The organism is Pseudooceanicola antarcticus (genome assembly GCF_900215355.1).
GTDB lineage: Bacteria > Pseudomonadota > Alphaproteobacteria > Rhodobacterales > Rhodobacteraceae > Pseudooceanicola > Pseudooceanicola antarcticus.
The window spans coordinates 214239-233429 of the sequence record NZ_OBEA01000007.1 but is presented as its reverse complement, the minus strand read 5'-3'; the positions used below and the strand labels follow the sequence as shown (position 1 = coordinate 233429).

Sequence of the window (19191 nt, the reverse complement as noted above, 5' to 3'; positions counted from 1 at the left end):
CTAATGGTAACCATCTGACGCCTAAAACCCCTGCAAGGAGTCCGCGAAGTGCGGTGGCGGTACAATGGCATCCAGCGAATCAAACGCAGTCCTGCGCAAGAAGGCGTCAGCTGCGCGCGAAACCTATCAGGCCCGGGCCATGTCCCCGGACAAGGCCCTGCGCCTGTCGCTGTCCAAGAGCGCGGATGAGCTCTTGGACCTGCCGCTGGTGGTGCTGTCCTGCACCTATGACTTCCTGACCGCCGAAGAGCTGTCAGAGCATCTGTCGGACGAGGCGCTGCTGATCCTGCTGGACGGGGCGCAGCGGGTGCCGGGGGCGCTGATGCTGGATCTGAACGCGACATCGGCACTGGTAGAGCAGAATACCATGGGCCGGGTCAGCCCGCTGCAGCCCGAGGCGCGGGCGACCACCACAACCGATGCGGCGCTGGTCGGGCCGCTGATCGACGATGTCTTCCTGCGCATCGCCATGATGCTGGAAGGCGACCGCAGCGCCGCCTGGATGACCGGCTACACCTTCGGGGTGCGGTTGGAAAACGTGCGCCTGCTGACCCTGGCGCTGGAGACGCCCGAGTTTCACGTCTTCCGTCTGCACATTGAGTTCGGCAACACGAGGCAGGGCGAGATGCTGATCGCGCTACCCGACCGCAGCCACCTGCCTGCGCCGGAGCACGAGGGCGAGGCGGCGGGCGGCGGGGCCACGGTCGGGGATGCGGTGATGGCCGCGCCTGCCTCGATCGAGGCGGTGCTGCACCGGGTCACCATGCCCTTCGCCAAGGTCCGCGGGCTGGCGGCCGGCGACGTGATCGAAATTCCCCGCGAGACGCTGGAGCAGACACGGCTCGAAACGCCCGGCGAGGACGGGCGCAAGACCTGCCTGGGCAAGGTGCGGCTGGGACAGATGAACGGCTTCCGTGCGGTGCGACTGACCATGGCGGGCCTGGCCGAAGCCCGCGCCGCCGCCGAGGCCGCGCAGGAGGGCGGCGGCGGCGGGCTGTCCCTGGACTTCGATGCGCCCGAGGCCGAGGCCTTGCCCGATCTGCCCGCCTTCGACGATCTTCCCGATCCCGAAGATGCGTCGCCGGACCTTGGTGAACTGCCCGATCTCTCGGACCTGCCGGAGCTTGCGCAGGAGGATGACGAGAGCGGAGCGGGTGATTTCCCCGCCGTGGGCGGATTGCCGGACCTCCCCGACCTTTCGGACCTGCCCGAACTCAACGCGGAGGATGGCGGCGACGAGGATGGGGGCTTCCCCTCAATGTCGCTCGCGGATCTTCCGGATCTCGAGGACTAGGGGCGGGATCATGACCCGCCGTAGAGAGGCTGGGCCGATTGCCGGCCCTGGGGCTAGACCGATGTGCGCCGGGGGGCTGGCGCGGCGCAGATACCGTCAGATAGGCCGCCGCCCGTCCCGGCAGGCGAAGGCCGTCGGGGGTCAGGGCAGGGCAATGGATGTCGAAAGGGCAGGGGGGCAAGAAGGGCGGCAAGCCTGGTTCGGGCGCTCTTGCCGGAAGGCGGCCCGGAGTGCTCCGGGCCTTTGCGCGGCTCAGCCGGCGATCTGTTCCAGGCGCGGGCGCAGACCAGAGAGGTCGTAGCCGGCGCGGGCGGTGGTCGAGAGGATTTCGTCGACGCTCAGCTCGCCTTCAGTGGCCTTGCCGAGCGACCAGATGACCGAGCAACGGGTGCCCGAGGCGCAATAGGCCAGCACCGGCCCCGATGCGTCGATCAGGGACATCTGGCGGGCGATGTTCTCGGGCGTCATCGTGTCATGGGTCAGCGGCAGGACCTCGAACTCCAGGCCGGCCGCGCTGGCGGCCTTGGCCATCTCGGCCGCGTGAAGGTGCGGCGGGATCTCGGCATCCGGACGGTTGCAAATGATGCGGGTGAAGCCGGCGTCGCGGATCGCTGCCATGTCGGCAGGGTCGATCTGGGGCGTGACGGAGTAGCTGGCGGTGATCTGACGAATATCCATATGCAAGTCCTAAGAGGGCAACGCAGCCCTGTCCAGATGGCTTGAAGCTCCGTGTGCGGAGTATAGCGACCTTCTGCCACCTGCTGCGCATTTCCCTTGGGAGCATCGCCCGACTTTCGCTATAGTTGAAGGCACGGGGGTCCGCAGGAGGAGCGCGGCCCCGTTCACCGAAATAGCCGGGAAGACTGCCGCATTCGCTCTGCGTTGCAGCATTCCCCCGTAACCCCGGAGGAGACATTCATGAATGCCATCACCACCGAGGAGCTGCACCGGAAACTGGCCGATGTTTCGGATCTGATTTCGGGCACGAGGCCCGGAAACCGTCATCGGCATCTGCCGCAACTGCATGCGCTTGTGGGGGATTTTGCCCGCAAGGGGGTGGGGGTTCCGCCCCGCCTGAGGCAATTGCAGGAAGACCTGACCAACGAGGCGATCGAAAGCCGTTTCGACAATCTGCCGATCTAGGCTGCCGATCCGGAGTGCACTCCGTGACCATCGGGTCCTCGCCGCGGGCGGCGGGGGCCCGGATATCGCCGGGGCAAACGCCCGTGATGCGGCGACGCGGCATGGCCCCCAGGGGCCGTTCTGCCGCCCTGTGGAGCGAATCGCGCCGGGGCTCAGCCCAGCCAGATGCCGAAGATCACCAGCATCAGCCCGAAAACCGACAACAACAGACCGCCGAGGTTCAGCGGCATGGCACGGGCGATGACCGCGCGCAGGGCCTCGTCCTCGAGCTGCGCGGCGCGCGCCTTGGCCACCTTGACGATGGACCAGACCAGCAGCGTCAGCCCGGCCAGCGAAAGGGCGGCTCCGCCCCAGATCAGAAACTCCATCAACGCCTCCTGATGATGCAGCCTCGCGCCTAGCCTGCCGGGACGCCGCATGCAAGCGTCGTGCCGCCGGGCAAGGCGAAAGCCCCCTTGCAGCCGCGGACGCCCGAGGCTAGCAAGAGACCCTGCCCGCGCAGCTCTGAGGAGACGGATCATGATGGAAGACGAAGACACCAAGGCCGAAGCGAACTACCGCGTCACCGCCGGAGAACTGCGCGCCTTCGTGGAGCGCTACGAACGGCTCGAGGCCGAGAAGAAGGATATCGCGGACCAGCAGAAAGAGGTCATGGCCGAGGCCAAGGGCCGTGGCTACGACGTGAAGGTCCTGCGCAAGATAGTGGCCCTGCGCAAGCGTGAGCCCAACGACATCGCCGAAGAAGAGGCGGTTCTGGACATGTACAAGGAAGCGCTCGGCATGAGCTGAGGCCGAGGGCGGGGCGGCACGACCGCCCCTCCTGCGACCTGCGCCGCCCCGCCGGTGCGGCTTTCCCCGCTACGGGTTCAGGAAGCGCACGCCGGGCATCTCGGCGATTTCCTCGATATCGTCTTCGTAGAGCTCGGTCATCAGATCGACCGTCAGCTCGTCCCAATCCGGTCCCTCCAGCTCTTCCTCCATCGCCTCGTCGAGGGCGAATTTGTCGAGGAAGGCTGCTGCCGCCCGTCGGCGTTGCAGCTCCGAGAGCTCGGGGTGATCGGTGAGATAGGACACGAAGCGCTCTATCCCCTCGCCGGACATGATCTCTTGCAGGATGTCGAATTCACCGGCCATGGCCGGACCTTCCGCAAGGCCGCCCAGCTGGCGCAACAGCTCTCCCCAGATCAGCGGCGTGTCCTCCTGGCTCCAGACCGTCAGCTCGACATCGGGCAGGGTCAGGCGCAGCCGGTCGATCAGTTCGGACCAGCGCAGGGTCAGCGGGTCGGTGCCATCGAGGAAGGTGGCAAAGTCGTCATGGGGAGAGGCGGCAAAGACCGCGGGCAGATAGGTCACCGGATTGCGGATCGCCAGGAAGAGCTCGATATGATCCTCCGAGAAGAACTCCCGGAAATCGGCCATCTTGGTCTCGGCCAGCGGGTAGAACTTGCCCCGCGACACCGCAAGCTTCGGCACGCAGAAGAAATTCTCGTTCGACAGGATGAGCCGGTCGGTCTCCTTGCCGTCGAGTACCCGTGTCAGCAGCTGCTGGCGGGCACCGGGGTCGGGGGCGCGATCCGAGAGCAGGGCGAGCGCGTCGCGCAGCGGGCGGCGATAGCTGCCGGGGCTGGGGACCGAGACGCCTTCGGCATGCAGCCGGTCGATGTTCCGCAGCAGGCATTTGACGACACGGTCCGCCTCGGTCTCATGTACCCCCGCATGTAGAACGACTTCCATACCGGCCCGCCTTCTGTCTCGTCCGCGCCTATGTACAGTAAGCCGTCTGGACAGGCAAAGTCGTTTCGGGCAACCAGTGTCCTCATGAGAACAGGACGCAGGACAATCGGCCCCGGTGCCGAAAGAGCAGGCCCCATGGGGCTTTCGGGCTGGTCCATCGGTGCGGCGGTGATCGCGGCGGTGGTGCTTCTGCCCATCCTGTCGGTGATCTGGACCGCGCTCTGGCCCGAAACCAACATCTGGCCGCATCTCGTCTCGACCACCCTGCCGCGGTACCTGGGCAATTCGCTGATCCTCATGGCCTCGGTCGGGGCGGTGACCGGCATGGTCGGCAGCGGTGCCGCCTGGCTGATCACCCGCTACCGTTTCCCCGCCAGTCGCTGGCTGGAATACCTGCTGCTGCTGCCGCTGGCGATCCCGGCCTATGTGGGCGCCTATGCGCTGGTCGACTTCCTCGAGTACTCCGGCCCTGTGCAACGGATGTTGCGAGACCTCTTCGGTTGGCAGACCTCGCGCGACTACTGGTTCCCCGAGGTGCGCTCCATGGGGGCGGCGGTGCTGGTGCTCTCGGCCTCGCTCTTTCCCTATGTCTACCTGCTGTCCCGCGCCGCCTTCCGCGAGCAATCGGGCGGTGCCGAAGAGGTTGCACGGTCGCTGGGACGCGGCCCCTGGCGGCGGTTCTTCAGCGTCGGCCTGCCCATGGCCCGGCCCGCCATCGCCGCCTCGGTGGCCATCGTGATGATGGAAACGGTCAATGATTTCGGCACGGTTGACTATTTCGCCGTGCAGACGCTGACCACGGGGATCTTCTCGGTCTGGCTGCAAAGCTACAACGCCGGCGGCGCGGCGCAGATCGCCTGCGTGATCCTAGGCCTCGTGGTGGCGCTGGTGCTGCTCGAGCGCGGTTCGCGTCGCCGGCTGCGCTACTACAACCTGTCCAGCCGCCACCGCCCGGTCGAGAAACTGCCCCTGCGCGGGCCGAAGGGCTGGCTGGCCTGTGCAGCCTGTGCGCTGCCCTTCGCCCTGGGGTTCGTGCTGCCCGGCGCGGTGATCGCCTCTCATGCCGTGGGAGAGACCGGGGCCTGGACCGATCCGGGGCTGCTGCGGGCCCTGGTCCACACCCTGACGGTCTGCGGCACGGCGGCGCTGGTGACCGTGCTGGCGGCGGTCTTCCTGGTCTACGGCGTGCGCCTCTCGGGCGCGGTGCTGCCGCGGCTGCTGATGCCGGTCACCACCATCGGCTACGCGGCCCCCGGCGCCGTGCTGGCGGTCGGCATCCTGCTGCCCCTGGCCGCCTTCGACCATCGCCTGGCCGATACGCTGGCCGCGCTGACGGGACGTGATCCGGGCCTTCTGCTGACCGGCACGGGCTTTGCGCTGGTGCTGGCCTATTCGGTGCGCTTCTTCGCCATTGCCCAGGGCGCCACGGACAGCGCCATGGGCCGCATCGCGCCCTCTCTGCCCATGGCAGCCCGCTCTCTCGGCCGCAATCGCCGCGCGGTGCTGCGCGAGGTCCATTTCCCGCTGATCCGTGGTTCTCTCGCCTCGGCCCTGCTGCTGGTCTTCGTCGATGCGGTCAAGGAGCTGCCCGCCACCCTGCTGCTGCGCCCGTTCAACTACGACACGCTGGCCACGCGCGTGCACGAGAAAGCCAGCCTCGAGCAGCTTGGCGAGGCCGCTCCCGCCGCCCTGATGGTCATTTTCGTCGGCCTGACGGCCGTGGCGCTTCTGGCCCGCGCGAACCGCTGAGGCCCCACTTGATCCCGCATTCCATTCCGCGTAAATGGCAGGAACTGCCCCTATAGCTCAGCTGGTAGAGCAACTGATTTGTAATCAGTGGGTCCGCGGTTCGAGTCCGTGTGGGGGCACCATTTTTCACTTTAATATCATGCGCTTACGTCGCTCCCCTTTGTTCTTTGGGGCGGGCGATTTGGCGCGCGGAAGCACTAAGGAAGCAGTGAGGCGGAGGAATCTGCTGCGGTAGATGTGCAACAGTGCGCTTGGCTGAGCGTGCAGGCAGGAAGGGAGTGTGCGGATAGACAGGCGAGTTCTGGAGTATCGAGCGAGATCATCCACAATCAGCCCGAAGCAGACCTTCACGCCAGGCGCAGCGAATGACCGGAGCCAGCCCGGAGCGGACCCATGGCCCTCCACGCCAATTTGCGATAGCAGACCTTCGTTGTTCCCCTCAGGGACTGCCACACTGCGAACGAAGCACCGTTTCGCTGCGGTTGCGCCAAGGTCGGCTTTGGCGGTTTCGGCCATGTCAAAAACGGTCGTTTTTGAGCGGTCTGTGCAAATGCCGCGAAGGTCGGCTAGAGCCCTTGTTGACATTGATCTCTAGGTCCTATGAAGTCGCCGCATGTGTCTTACGGCTTACGTACAGTCGGTATAGGAAAAACTTGTGTCTCTTACTCTCCAAGCAATTAGATACATGATCGGGCTTCACGTTCTTGTAGGCCTGATGATGCTGGTACTTTTCGGAATGTCGCCAGATAGGGTCGGCTTTTCACCATTCATCTCCGTTTTGGCAAATGTCAGCTTTTTATATGTTTTTTACATAGGAATTAGACGAGAATATGCATGGGTAGCGATTGCATTTTTATTGTTTTGCATTTTCGATATCTTTAGCGCATTAACCGGTGGCCTTGAGCTCACGAACCTCGTTAACCTCGCAGACGCTGTTCTTTCTTTTGTGGCTATCTGCGGGATTGTGATTTGGTTTCGCGATCGACCCACTACGGAAAGCCCCGCTTAGCAGAACTTGGCGTGCGCACCAAAAACGGTCCTTTCTGCCGGTGACAGAAACGATTGAGTTTTGACATACCCCTATGCGTGGAGAGGGTCTGGAACGAACCAAATTCCGTGGATGTTCCAACATGCTGGCAGCGGAACCTTGACAGAACGCGTTGCAGCTGACCGCACCTGTTGGAAACGAGCATTTCAGAGTGAAAGATGCCGTCTAAGTTGCTGCTGTTAAACTGGTTAATGTGTCGGCATAGCTCAAACTCAGATTTCGCTCATGCGCCAAAATTGCGTTCTACCCTACATCTTGTCTGCGACCGTTGTGCTGCAGGGCCACGCCTCCGCGCAGCAATTGGGGAACGATGCCCTATCCACGTGCATTGCTTCTCAGATGGGTAACGTGACCGGCCTGACAGCAGATGACTTAGACCTGACCATGCAGTCGCTAGACGAAGCAGCGTACCGCCAGCGGATGGAGCAGCGCCTTTCTGACCCTGATGCCGAGCTCGTTTGCTTGGGGCCGGAGGAGCGAGGCAGACACGATGCGGTGAAGAATGGCAGCATTATTGCTTACACTCCGGTCGAGCGACGCGAGCGACAACTACGCCAGATGCGCCGAGAAGGCGCTTCTTGCGCACTGGCGGCCGACGCGATGGCTGAAACAGGTCTCGGGTCATCCGCCTTAGGGGTTGAGGCTGACATCGGCCAAGTGTTGGCGCGCCAGCAACAAGTCATCGACTTGGTCGACGGGGTCGAACCGACCGGAGTTGGTGCGGTCGGGGCGACAAGTCTTTTCGTGGGCCTCATTTCCGTTGGGCTTACCCTTTACATTTGGCAAGAAATGAACTCAGCGGAACAGCGGCGGATCGAAGCGCTAGGGCGCCAAGCCGCTGATCTAAGTCGCCTGACAGACACGCTAAGCGGGGATTTGGCCACTATCCGTGATTTGCAGGGTCGTTTCCCAGACGGATCCTTTGACGACGCCTACATCACGTTGCGCATCCGGAACGGCGAAGGACCGGCCCTTTCGGATGAGGCTCTCGAGGCTGCAGATGCCGACTTTCTAGTTGAAGCTGAAGACGCCGTCGAAGCGGCACGTGATAGCGCTCAGGAAGCGCGTGACACGGCACGCCGTGCGGTCGAAGCCGCAATCGAAGTGCAGTGCAATGACGACGACTCCTGCCGTCCTGCGCCAGAGGCTTTTTGTGACGGTGACATCGCTTGTCTGGAGCGTGCTGTCGAAGAATCCTTCAGGCCCGCCGAACTGCTAATCGCGGAGTGCATACAGCAGACTGGTTTCTCACCGTTGAATGCCCCCCCCCTCGCCGAATGCCGAGCCTCCGCCTACACAAGCTTTCGGGAACGTTCAGCCTGGGATGCCAGCGTGCTGGGTCGAACATCGCCGTTCCCCATGTGCTGAGGCAGGGGCGCCAGACGATCCCCAATGTACCGATCAGGAGATGCTGCAAGGCGGCGTACTAGACAGCGAGATTCGGATGCGGATTTTGCACACGCGATGCCCAGATGATGACGGACTATGTCATATCGCGCAGGACCTTGCCCTAGGCGTGTCGTCGAATGCGATGATCGTCGATTTGCTTTGCGGACGGCCTATCGCACTGCCTCCATCGATGGACGCTCCGTCCGACCAGCAGGCCATGGACAGTGGTTTGTTGGAGGCCGTCGCCGCGTGCATCGCCCCGCCGGGCACATTAGCCGAGGACCCAGACCCCTCATCCGCGCCCGAGACTAACCGCCCTGTTGGTAGCTTGGCTACCACTCTGACTGTAGCTGTCCCGGAACCGTTCCAGCCAAACCCGAATGCTACCTGTCTGTCCACAGAAGAAGCGGCAAGGCTGTATGGCGACCGCTTCCTACTCCAATCGATACAGGCGAGTCCGTTATGCGGAACATCCGCGGACTGCGCACGCGAGATTCTATCCGCCACCGACCGCATCCGGTCTCGTACTGAGCGTGGCGCGATTCTGACGGGCCAGCAGCAGGAAGCCGACCGCATCGCGGCCTCCTGTATAGCGCAGCCTGAACTCGAATGGGCGGTAAACCGGCTCCGGTCCCAGTTCTTCTTTGGGCCGCGTCCCTGGCTCGGAAGCCCCGAAATCTCGGATGAGCCATCCATTGGCCCACCCGCGTTCGACTACGAATTGCCCATTATCGGCGAACTGGGCCCGGTGCTTCCTGAACTGCAGGTTCCCCAATCCCCAATCGACGGGCTGCCGGGCCCAATGCCTGTACCAGCCGAGATCCTGTCTCCTGATCTCAGGGCTTACACGACTTTTGCCGCATCGGACAGCGGAATCGATGCGTTCCGCGCCACATTTTGTAGCCTCGACCCGCCCGCTTTGCCGGATGTGCCGATGCCGCAGCGTTGATGGCAGTCCTGGACAAGGAGCTATCATGCTTACTTGGCGTATCTCACCATGCATCAAGTGCGGACCGTGAGAATTCTACGGCCGGCACGCCGCAATTCTCGTCGTCAGTCACATCCCTCAAAGCGGACGTTGGCGCACTCCGCAACATCGGCCAAAGTGGGCTCACAGCCGCCGCTCGCCGCAGTCTGAACGAATGGCCGCTGTCGGCAAACGCCCAAACTTTGCAAATCCCTCTTTCTGCGCATAGCTGTCGTTTGAGTGCACGGAAGCAGGTCGCCCAGAGAGCGCCCAGTGTTCGCATTCCACCCGCTTTCTCCCGCAATGTGCCCGTATCTGCCCCGCAATCTCTTCGCACGCGCGCCACCCCAAACGCAAAACCGCCCCGCATCCCCTGCGCGACGGCCCCGCCCTTCCTCCGCACCTTCTCCGCTCAGGCTTCGAACCGATACCGCCCCGCCGCCGCTTCCAGTTTGGCCCCGAAGCGCTCGGGTTCCGCCCGGATAGCGTTCGTCATGCGGTCTGCGAGCGTAAATCCAAGGTAGTCCTCCAACCCGTCCTCCTGGATGCCGTCCAGGGCGGCGAGGGTGATAGCATTGCCGATGATCTGCGCGAGGATGAGCCGCATGTGCTCTTCGCGATGAACGTATTTCACATGCTCAGGGTCGAGGTAGGTGCGCATCCCTAGCAGGTTCTCTTCGCAGATAGACGCAGCAAGCGCCCAGATCGGATGCAGCGGCCAGCGGGCGCGGTTGCTGTCAGTGGGGTCGGGCTCGCAGTAACGGATCTTGTCGAAGGCCTCGGCCACCACGTCCCCGAACTGGGCGTCAAATTGCTCCCAGGTGCGGATCTGCCAGCGGTCCTTGAGCAGGTCTTTCCCGGCGCGAACTTCGATACGGTAGAGATCCAGGCTGCGGTCCTCGGGGTCGAGTTGTGGCTGGCCCTGGCGCATCCGGTTAGCGTTCCAGATATCCCACCAGATCGGCTTCTTACGTTCGATCACCTCGCGCCGTTTGTCGTAGATGATGACCTGCCGCCCAGGCGACTTGCCGACCGTGACCGAGGTATAGAGGCCGGACTTGCCGTTGCTGCGCTTGTCCTCTGGTTCTGCGTGGTAGTCGGCCCTGTTGGTGTGGCTGTGGATCACGAAGCGCTCGGGGGACAGCTCAAAGCCAGGGGCCAGGATATCGACGCAGAAGTCCGCGCGGGCGATGCTGATCTGATGCGGCTCATAGAGGATGCCCAGGCGGGCGAGTGTCTTGTCTAGGTGGTCGCGCACTACGCTTAGGCCCTGGGTCGCCAGCATGGTCGAGCCCACAGAGATACGGAGGCCCCAGGGGTCTTTCGCATTGGGCTTCTTGATGAACCAATGGGCGTCAGCGGCCCCCATACGCAGGATGAAGCGGTAGCCACTGCCGCCATGAGGCAGGATATCAAAGTCGGTTCCACCATAGCTGAAGGGCACATCGGCGCGCTTGTCCTCGGCCTCGTCCCGGGCGGCTTCCAGGGCCGCAAAGAGGGCGGGGGAGACATTGGCTTGAACCGACAGGTCCAACTTGTCGAAGCCAGCATGAACGATCTGCATTTGGGTCTCTCTTGTGTCGTCTGTATTTCTAGAGGGGGGTGCTACAATCACCCCCCTTTTCCCCGGGCGGGGCGCTTCGTTTCCGGCGGGGAGGGGCGGGCGCTGTGCGCCCTTGAAGGTGCCTCCGGCGGGGCAGCTTTTGTTTTGGGGCCGGGCTGTGGCCCGGCCTGCTGCATCAGCGGTCATTGACTTGCCGTCCGATCCAGGCTTCCGCGCGTTCAGAGCATTTCGCCAGATTGAGCAGGTCGGAATGATGGAAGCTGGTGGTGTTCTTCCAGGTGCCCGTGTCGTCGCGGTAAGAGCGGGACAGGTCGATGGAATAGAAGCCATCATTGTCCCAGATGGTGGCGGTGATGAGCCCCAGGCGGAACTTCTTTGCGGGTTGGTTTGCCATGGTGATGTCCTTCTCATTGGCTGGGCAGCAGACATGGAAAGGGCGCGAGCTCACGCAGATCTCGCGCCCCTGATGAAGCCATCCGGCCCCAAAATCCCGCGCTGCGCTGCCAACTCAGCGCGGGCAAAACTGGATTATTGAGAGGTGTGCGCCCGGCGGCGGTCTTCGACCCATTGGCGCAGATCGCGGCGGCGGTAGCGCACGGAACGCCCGAACTTGTAGAACTCGGGGCCCGCGCCGGTGACGCGCCATTTCTGAATGGTGCGCACGCTTTGGCACAGGTAGTCGGCGGCGTCGCCTTCGGGAATGAAGCCCTCCCAGTACTCCGCAGGCGGGGTGATCGGGGAGGGGCTTTCGGTCGTCATCTGCACGGGCTGTCCTTTCGTTGTCTGCCTTGCGACCGAACATGCCCAGGCAGCAATCCAACCAATAGGACAATAAAGTCCCGCAGATTTTATTGTTTATTGGCTTCCTTCAAGTCTTTGAAAAGAGGTGAAAAAGTCTTTCTGATCGTCTCGTCGTTGATTGCCTCCGGGGGGATGGGCAGGTCGATCCCGCGCTGAGCGAGGTGTTCACGGATCATCGGATAGTGCGCCTTCATCGAGAGGCTTGTGTCGATCTTCCCGGCGGTGATCAGCTCTTGGCACGTCCGCTTGATCGCTTTGTTGACCGGGGGGCGGCCCGTCTGAACGGGGGCAGCGGAGGCCGGTAAGAGCGCCGCGTCGAATTGGGGCCGCGAAACGATGCGGACATCCACAAAGATCAGCGAGGCGTGTTTAAGCGTGTTCGCCCCCCATTGGGTCAAGCTAGGGCTGTGTGTCTTTGGCCAATAGGCGGCTGGGATCTCTAGGGGGGATGAGGCCTCCTTGCGGGGCGGCTCAAACCCCAGAGCGACCAGTTGCCCGGTGTAGAGGAAGCGGCGCAGATCATCCTGCATGTCCCTGTCGACCTCGGCGCGCTCGGCCAGCAAGTCCTGAGGGCCTTTGAAGAGCGCCCCAAACTTGGCCATAGGCGAAGCGTCTTCTGCGGGTTGCGGCGCTGTGGCAAGCATTTCAATCGCGGATTTGGCGTAAAGCGCCCGGTGCCGGTTCAGCTTTTCCTCAGCGGCGTATGCGCGCCATGCCTCTTGCAGCCATATGCCTTTGCTCCACAGATCGCGCAGGATCTCATTGCGGGTTTGCTTCAAGATTCCCTCCTCTTCCCAAGGCATGACATTAGGCGCTGACGCGCTGAGCGAAACGCCGATAGGCCAGGAATATCGGTGCCGTAGCCATTACGTTACATAAGGCACGCGACTGCCCTTAAGGAATGGCGCGGGGCATTGAAGGCGGTCACCTCGATTACCGCACCAAGCTAAGCCGCGCCGGTCCGGGCGGCTGGCGCGTGGTGCCCAATGCGCCCGCCATCATGCCGGATACCGCATTGGCCGCTTCGCAGACGCCCTTGTCGGCCAGATGCGCGTAACGCTGTGTCGTCTGGTAATTCGAGTGGCCCAGGATCTTTCCCAGGGTCAGCAGGTCCACCCCGTTCATCGCCGCGTAAGAGGCATAGGTGTGCCGGAGGTCGTGGATGCGCACGTCCTGCAAACCAGTCGCCTTACGTATGCGCTGCCAGGGGTGTTGCAGGTCCGTCAGGTGGCTGCCCGGCAATTTGCCCTGGATCACGTAAGGGTTCTCAGGGTCGCGGGGCAGGCGATGCAGCACGGCCTTGGCATCGGGCGAAAGCGGTATGCGCCGGGCGCCGGTCTTACTGTCGGGCAACAGCAGATGGTGCATCGAGACGAAGGACCATTGCAGCTTTTGGATCTCGGAGAGGCGGCAGCCGGTCATCAGCAGCAGCCGGAAGGCCGCCACGACAAAGACGCTTTCCTGGCCGGTCTCTTCGGCCTCAGCCAGCACATCGCCCAGGCGCATCAGTTCGGGCTCTCCCAGGAAGCGCTCTTTGGGCTTCTCCTTGTAGCGAGGAACGAGGCGGCAGGGGTTGGAGCCATCGGGGCGGATCTCCCAAAGCTCGGCCATGTTGAAGAGCTTCGACAGCAGCGCCAGGACGCGGTTGGCCTGATGCGGTGTCGGGCTCAGCTTCTGGTGCAGGGCGGCCACGTCCGCGCGGCGCACATCCACCGCCTTGAAGGTGCCGAAGGCAGGGAGGATGTGGCGTTCAATGTTCCGCTCATAGTCGAACTGGGTGCTGGGCTTACAGCGGATCGACACATGGTCCTGGATGAACCGCTCGCAAAGCTGAGCCACGGTTGGGGAGCGGTGATGCTCGCTCCGGCTTGCAGAGGGGTCTTCCCCATGGGCGACCTCTCCCAGGCGCTGCACGGCCAGCTTGCGGGCGGCCTCGGCGGTCAGGGCTCCGTGCTTGCCCAAGGTGAGCCGCCTTGTGCGTCCGCCATTGCGGTATTGGATCAGATAGGACTTGCGACCGGCAGGCGTGACGCGGACGCCGAAGCCGGAAACCTCGGTGTCAAAACTGATGTAGTCGCGTCCGGTGATGGGCAGCGCTTCGACGGTGCGTTTTGTCAACTTCGGCATGGCGTTTCCCTCTCCCTGGCCGCGCTTCTGACCGCTTCCATGGAAGCATGGAGGAAGCAGCAAGCAGCGAATTACAGGGAACTGGATGCGATGTCGGCGTAAGGCGTTTCAAGGAAAAACGTTTAGGAACATGCATTTAGGGTCGGTGGGCGTAGATGGGCGAAACCCAGGAAAATGCACAGGAGCATGTTTGTAATCAGTGGGTCCGCGGTTCGAGTCCGTGTGGGGCCACCATAAATATCCACCTAAGTGATTGATTTTATATGGTGTTCCCTTCTGGGATTGCCTGTGTGTGTCCATGTCCGTAGCCATGTCGGAGAATTTGGGCGTGCGGAATTTGACTGTGGAATACCAGAAGCAGGACCCTCGGAACGGCAATTGGCTCTATCGGCGGGTCGTACCTAAGGCACTAAAGCCTTTCATTCGCCAAGGGGAGTTTGTGAAAACTCTGGGGAAGACCCAACAGGAAGCCCTGAGGCGAACCGAGGTCCTGGGGTAGTTGCGCTGCTTTATTGCCCGAAGCGCTGCCGAACGGCGCGGCTTGTGCCACCTCGTGAAAGCTATCCAGCGTCGGAGGCCACTCGAAAACCGCAATTGGCGGTCGAACTGTTGGCATCGTTCCGGGTACGTGAATGCACATGGTAGCGGTCACAATAGCTGACGTGGCAGAGGAAGGATCCGCCGCGCTGGATTCGGGCGCTGCCCGCCTCGGGGCCTGTCGGGTCCTTTTCGGGCAGGCGCGAGGGCGCCGGACGGGGGCCGTAGAAGTCCTGAACCCACTCCCAGACGTTGCCTGTCATGTTGTATAGACCGTAGCCATTGGGCGCATAGCTACGCACCGGCGCGGTGCCAATGTAGCCATCCTCGGCAGAGTTCTCATGGGGGAAATCGCCCTGCCAGGTATTCATGGCAAAGCCGCTCTCGGGCACCAGCTTGTTGCCCCAGGGAAATTTCTTGTTCACCAGCCCGCCGCGGGCGGCGCGTTCCCACTCGGCCTCGCGGGGAAGGCGTAGCCCGGCCCAGGTCACATAGGCCAGCGCGTCGAACCAGGTCAGATGCACCGCCGGGTGATCCGCGCGATCCTCCCAGCTTGAGCCTGGGCCCTCGGGCTGCGCCCATGAGGCGCCAAGGACAAGTCGCCACCAGGGCAGGCCCGGCGGGTGCTCGGGCCAGAGCGTCGGATCCGCAAGCTGCAGATGGAAGACATAGCTCCAGCCCTCGACCTCGCTGACGGTGCGGTAGCTGGTTTCTGCGACAAAGCGGGCATATTCGGCATTCGAGACCGTCGCATCGGCGATGCGGAAGCCCGAGACCTTCACCTTTCGACGCGGGCTGTCCAGGTCGTCGGCGTAGCGGGAGACACGGGTGCCCATCTCGAAGTGACCTCCTGGAATCGAAACCAGCGCCGCGGACAGGTCCTGCCTGGTTTCGGGGGCCGCACGCGGAACGGCGAGAGCGGCGGCCATGTAGCTGGCATCATCCTTGCGCATGCCGTCCGGCTTGCGCCCTCCGCCGCAGCAACGGCCCTCGCTCTTTTGGATCATCATCACTCTCCGCTCTGTCTTGTCTTGGCCTTTCGCCCGGTCGCGGCAAGGCGGCCTGCAGAAGGCCTTATCAGCCTGTCTGAGGCGCGTCTTTACCGGGGGTGTTAGAAGGCGTTTCCTCGGCGTCGAGGCGGTCGGCGACGGGGCACTCCTTGAAAATCCGCCGGGTGCAGGTTGCGCAGACCGATTGATCGAGCTGTGGAACGATCTGCTCGAGCGCGTCACGCTTGGACAGGTGGATCTTCTCTCGGCCGAGGGCCTTGAAGACCTGGAAACGCGCGAGCTTCTCGAAGGAGGTGAGGGTCATCAGCTTGACGTGCAGGGAGCCCCCGCGTGCCTCGCGTCGGCGATCCTCCTCGATCAGGAATTCGGCGGCAGGCAGGTCGACCTCGCCGCTGCCGGCGATGGAGAAGAGGATGTGTTTCTGTGACGGGCGCTCTCGCTCGAAGCGCATGAACTCGCGCCGGATGGCTTCGACGGTGCCGAAGTAGAAGGGGCCCTCCAGCATCGCGATCATCAGCTGCGGGCATTCGTCAAGGTGGTTGAGGCGGGCCCCCTTGATGGTACGGCCCGGTGTCGAGGGATCGGGGGCGGAGACGGCGATGATCGGACTGGCGATGCGGCGCAGGAACAGCACCAGCGACATCATCACGCCAACGTAGATCGAGAACTCCAGCGCCACCAGCACGGTGGTCAGGAAGGTGGTGACGGCAATCAGGGTCTCGGCGGTGGATGTTCGGACGAGGTGAAGGATTTCGTGGAAGTTGATGAGGCGCCAGGCGACCAGCATGATGACCCCCGCCATGCCTGCAATCGGGACCTCGGCGAAATAGGGGGCCACCAACAGCAGGATCAGCAACAGGAAGGTGGCACAGAAGATCATCGAAAGCGGGGTGCGCGCGCCGGCGTCGTAGTTCACGCCCGAGCGGGTGAAGGACGACGATGACGGGTAGCATTGGAAGAAGGACCCGACGACATTCGAAAGGCCCTGACCGACGAACTCACGGTTGCCGTCCAGCATCTGGCCGGACTTGGCCGCAAGCGCTCGGGCCACGGACATGGCCTCCAGCAGGCCGACGACACCGATGGCCAGCGCGCCCGAGAAAACGGCGCGGAACTGGCCCTCCTCGAAGTGCGGAAGCGCGAGGGTGGGTATCACCGCGTCGATGGCGCCGACCGTGTGCAGGCCTGCGTCCGCGCCACCGTAGGCCAGGCTGAGGCCGGTGGCCGCCAGAAGCGCCAGCAGGTAGTTGGGCCAGCGCGGCAGGAAACGACGGATCGTGTAACCCACGCTCAGTGCAAGAAGCGCGATGGAGACCGCCCTGAGGTCCGCCTGCGGCAGCCCGTGCCAAAGCGCCATGACATAGGCGCCCGGGTCCTCGGGGCGGGGGAGGGGAACCATCAGAACGTCGCTGAGCTGGCTCAACGCAATGAGCACCGCCGCCCCGGCGACGAACCCGATCATCACCGAGTGCGAGACGAAATCGACCACGCTGCCGAGGCGCATCAGCCCCATCAGGAGCTGGAAGATGCCGGCCAGCAGCGCCAGGGCGATGGCGGCCGAGATGAACTCGGGCGAGCCAGGGGTGTAGACCCCGGCCAGCGCGCCGAAGACCAGCGCCGAAATCGCCGTCGCCGGGCCGGCCGCTGCGTGCCAGCTGGATCCGAAGAGCGCGGTGACGACGGGGGGCACCAGAGCAGTGTAGAAACCGTATTGCGGGGGCAGGCCGGCGATCGCGGCAAAGGCGACGCTCTGCGGCAGGCTGAGGGTGGCGCCGGTCAGACCGGCGATCGCATCCGCCCGCACCGTCTCCGGGGTCACGCGCTCGAACCAGTCGGGCGTCTTGACGAGGTCGCGGCGGATGGAGGTCGCGCCGGCCTTCATCTTGTCGCGCCAGTTGGCCTTTTCACGCTCGTCGAACATGCTGCGCTTGGCACCCGTCGCTACCCAAGGCTCCATGGCGGTCTCCGGATCATCAGAATTGTTAACGGTACATCTGCCCTGATGGGCGGAAATCGGTGATGCCGCGCAGCGGGCCTCAGGCGCGTTGTTCGGCCGTGGGGCTGATGCGGGCGAAGGTGGGGCTTGTCGCGGGTGCCTGAGCTGCGAACGTGCGAGTAGGGAAGGGCCGGCTGGCCTCGCCCGCGGCAGGCGCCGGAGGCAACGGGGCGGGGCATTCGCTGCCCCGCCCCCGCCGAGTATTGTGCAGGTCCGGTTGCCCTGGTTCAGTTTCCGGTCTTCTGGAAATCATAGATCCACGGAGTGATGTTGTGCGACGGCACAACCACGTCCACCTCGTCATTGGTGAAGTAGACAGCGTCGATCTGGTACCAGGGTGCGAACCAGGCGTTCTCGACCAGGTAGGTTGTGATGGCCTGGAATGCGGCGTCCTGATCTTCCAGCGGCGCATTGCGTGCCTCCAGAATGAGTTTGTCCAGGGCATCGTTCTGGCTGCCCGAGGTGTTCCAGGGGGCGTCCGGTCCGATGTACTTCAGCACGTCTCCCCAGGCGGTCTGGGTGCCGAGGCGGAAGAGGAACATCGGGTACTTGCCAGACAGCAGCTCGGGGATCGTGCCCGTGGGAGAGATCTTGACCCAATCCACGGTGATCCCGATCTGCGCCAGCTGCTGCTCGACGATGGGGTTGTAGGAGGCCATGGAAGCCACCTCAGGCATCGGCACGGTGAAGCCATCTGCATAGCCGGCTTCGGCCATCAGCGCGCGCGCCGCTTCGGGGTCGTAGTCATAGCTGCCTTCGAGGTCGGGATTGTTAAGTGCGTTCGGAGAGACCAGCGGCTGGTTGGTCACCTGGCCATAGTCGTTGTCGATGTACTTGAGGATCGAGGCGCGGTCGAAAGCCATGTTGATCGCCTGGCGCACGCGTACATCGCCCAGGGCAGGAACCATGTCGCCGGCGCGGTCGGCGATGAAAATGCCGAAGAAATTGTTCGGGTTCGACGCGACGGTCAGCCCTGTGGCTTCGGCCTCGGACGCGGCGCGGGGATCGCCGACGCCGGCATCGATCTGGCCGGATTGCAGGGCGTTCATCCGGGCACTCATGTCACGGATCGGGGTAATGGTGATTTGCTCGAAGGGGAAGTCCTGAGGGTTCCAGTAGTCGGGATTGCGCTTGTAGACATACTGCCGTCCGACGACCGAGTCCTCGGTGTCGTAGACGTAGGGGCCCGATCCGACGGGAACGGTCTTGGCTTCCTCGGTGCCCAGGGTCGAGGGCGCGGCCAGCGCGCCGCCGACGGTCGCAAGGCCGAAGAGCAGCGCAGGGTTGGGCTCTGCGATATGCAGCACGACCTCGGTCGGGGACACGACCTCGACCTCGCTGATGCCGCCGACCATCCACTTGTTCTGACCGGTGGCGTTCTGCAGGAACTCGATGTTGGCTTTCACTGCGGCGCCGTCGACCGGCTCGCCATTGGTGAAGCTCAGCCCGTCGCGCAGGGTCAGGGTCAGGCTGCTTCGGTCCTCTGCGAAGCTGTAGTCCGTCGCCACGTTGCCCGAGATGTTGCCCTCGGCGTCGATGCGCAGCAGCGTGTCGAAGACCGGCTGCCAGTACTTCGCCCAGTGCGAGGCCTGAAGCTGTCCGCGATCGAAGGTGCGGTTGTCGAGAAAGCCGCCGATGGCCAGAGTCTCGGCGTCGTTCTGAACCTCGGCCATGGCCGGCGTGACAAGAGCGGTGGTGGTCGCCAGCGCAAGAGCAGCGGCGGAAATGAGTTTGAACATGGTGCCTCCCTTTTCGGGTCCGCCGATGAGCCGGACCAACTCTGCTGCCGGTGATACGAGCCAAACAGATGCGGATGAAGTGCAATTAATCGA

At 63.5% G+C, this 19191-nt stretch carries 18 protein-coding genes and 1 tRNA gene; 8 read left to right on the top strand and 11 right to left on the bottom strand.

Annotated elements, in window-relative coordinates:
• Window positions 1-139 precede the first annotated feature (139 nt).
• Window positions 140-1294: a FliM/FliN family flagellar motor switch protein gene (locus tag CRO50_RS17335; RefSeq protein WP_157791693.1), complete on the top strand. Its 1155-nt coding sequence runs from the start codon at window positions 140-142 to the stop codon at window positions 1292-1294.
• A 252-nt stretch (window positions 1295-1546) separates the two neighbouring features.
• Here the strand turns inward: CRO50_RS17335 and CRO50_RS17330 are convergent, their stop codons facing one another.
• Entirely contained in the window at window positions 1547-1972 is a 426-nt protein-coding gene (locus CRO50_RS17330; RefSeq protein ID WP_097147192.1) for a protein tyrosine phosphatase family protein, read from the bottom strand.
• A 240-nt stretch (window positions 1973-2212) separates the two neighbouring features.
• Between CRO50_RS17330 and CRO50_RS17325 the strand changes: the two genes are divergently transcribed.
• Window positions 2213-2437 carry a hypothetical protein gene (locus CRO50_RS17325; RefSeq protein WP_097147191.1) on the top strand — a complete coding sequence of 75 codons (225 nt, stop codon included), beginning with the start codon at window positions 2213-2215 and terminating at the stop codon, window positions 2435-2437.
• A gap of 152 nt (window positions 2438-2589) precedes the next feature.
• On the opposite strand, the gene CRO50_RS17320 is transcribed toward CRO50_RS17325, so the two are convergent.
• On the bottom strand, window positions 2590-2805 hold the full coding sequence (locus CRO50_RS17320; RefSeq protein ID WP_179747312.1) for a hypothetical protein: 216 nt from the start codon (window positions 2803-2805) through the stop codon (window positions 2590-2592).
• A 151-nt stretch (window positions 2806-2956) separates the two neighbouring features.
• Here CRO50_RS17320 and CRO50_RS17315 point away from each other — a divergent pair, with 151 nt between their 5' ends.
• On the top strand, window positions 2957-3226 hold the full coding sequence (locus CRO50_RS17315; protein WP_097147189.1) for a DUF2312 domain-containing protein: 270 nt from the start codon (window positions 2957-2959) through the stop codon (window positions 3224-3226).
• 69 nt (window positions 3227-3295) lie between these two features.
• Here the strand turns inward: CRO50_RS17315 and CRO50_RS17310 are convergent, their stop codons facing one another.
• The gene (locus CRO50_RS17310) at window positions 3296-4171 is read right to left on the bottom strand and encodes a hypothetical protein (RefSeq protein WP_097147188.1); all 876 of its coding nucleotides are present in this window, start codon (window positions 4169-4171) and stop codon (window positions 3296-3298) included.
• Between the two features lie 135 nt (window positions 4172-4306).
• Between CRO50_RS17310 and CRO50_RS17305 the strand changes: the two genes are divergently transcribed.
• From CRO50_RS17305 to CRO50_RS17290, 5 genes are all read left to right on the top strand, one after another.
• Complete coding sequence (locus CRO50_RS17305) at window positions 4307-5920, top strand: ABC transporter permease (RefSeq protein ID WP_416061081.1); 1614 nt, start codon at window positions 4307-4309, stop codon at window positions 5918-5920.
• Window positions 5921-5966: 46 nt separating this feature from the next.
• Window positions 5967-6042, top strand: a tRNA-Thr gene (locus tag CRO50_RS17300).
• Between the two features lie 563 nt (window positions 6043-6605).
• The gene (locus tag CRO50_RS19970) at window positions 6606-6929 is read left to right on the top strand and encodes a hypothetical protein (RefSeq protein WP_143516953.1); all 324 of its coding nucleotides are present in this window, start codon (window positions 6606-6608) and stop codon (window positions 6927-6929) included.
• Window positions 6930-7316: 387 nt separating this feature from the next.
• Window positions 7317-8336, top strand: a complete 1020-nt coding sequence (locus CRO50_RS17295) for a hypothetical protein (protein ID WP_143516952.1) — start codon at window positions 7317-7319, stop codon at window positions 8334-8336.
• Window positions 8337-8376: 40 nt separating this feature from the next.
• Window positions 8377-9306 carry a hypothetical protein gene (locus CRO50_RS17290; RefSeq protein WP_097147185.1) on the top strand — a complete coding sequence of 310 codons (930 nt, stop codon included), beginning with the start codon at window positions 8377-8379 and terminating at the stop codon, window positions 9304-9306.
• A 430-nt stretch (window positions 9307-9736) separates the two neighbouring features.
• Here CRO50_RS17290 and CRO50_RS17285 read toward each other — a convergent pair whose 3' ends face one another.
• From CRO50_RS17285 to CRO50_RS17250, 8 genes are all read right to left on the bottom strand, one after another.
• Complete coding sequence (locus CRO50_RS17285) at window positions 9737-10888, bottom strand: hypothetical protein (protein ID WP_097147184.1); 1152 nt, start codon at window positions 10886-10888, stop codon at window positions 9737-9739.
• 175 nt (window positions 10889-11063) lie between these two features.
• Complete coding sequence (locus CRO50_RS17280) at window positions 11064-11282, bottom strand: hypothetical protein (RefSeq protein WP_097144466.1); 219 nt, start codon at window positions 11280-11282, stop codon at window positions 11064-11066.
• Window positions 11283-11416: 134 nt separating this feature from the next.
• Window positions 11417-11647: a helix-turn-helix transcriptional regulator gene (locus CRO50_RS17275; RefSeq protein ID WP_097147237.1), complete on the bottom strand. Its 231-nt coding sequence runs from the start codon at window positions 11645-11647 to the stop codon at window positions 11417-11419.
• Window positions 11648-11736: 89 nt separating this feature from the next.
• On the bottom strand, window positions 11737-12468 hold the full coding sequence (locus CRO50_RS17270) for a hypothetical protein (protein WP_097147183.1): 732 nt from the start codon (window positions 12466-12468) through the stop codon (window positions 11737-11739).
• A gap of 154 nt (window positions 12469-12622) precedes the next feature.
• Window positions 12623-13816, bottom strand: coding sequence for a site-specific integrase (locus CRO50_RS17265; RefSeq protein WP_097147182.1), 1194 nt, complete (start codon window positions 13814-13816; stop codon window positions 12623-12625).
• Between the two features lie 560 nt (window positions 13817-14376).
• On the bottom strand, window positions 14377-15360 hold the full coding sequence (locus CRO50_RS17260; protein WP_232617691.1) for a formylglycine-generating enzyme family protein: 984 nt from the start codon (window positions 15358-15360) through the stop codon (window positions 14377-14379).
• A 70-nt stretch (window positions 15361-15430) separates the two neighbouring features.
• A complete protein-coding gene (locus CRO50_RS17255; protein ID WP_097147180.1) occupies window positions 15431-17320 on the bottom strand; it encodes a SulP family inorganic anion transporter in 1890 nt (629 codons plus the stop codon).
• A 266-nt stretch (window positions 17321-17586) separates the two neighbouring features.
• Window positions 17587-19098 (bottom strand): ABC transporter substrate-binding protein, encoded by a 1512-nt coding sequence (locus CRO50_RS17250; protein WP_097147179.1) that lies wholly within the window; start codon window positions 19096-19098, stop codon window positions 17587-17589.
• Window positions 19099-19191: the final 93 nt, after the last annotated feature.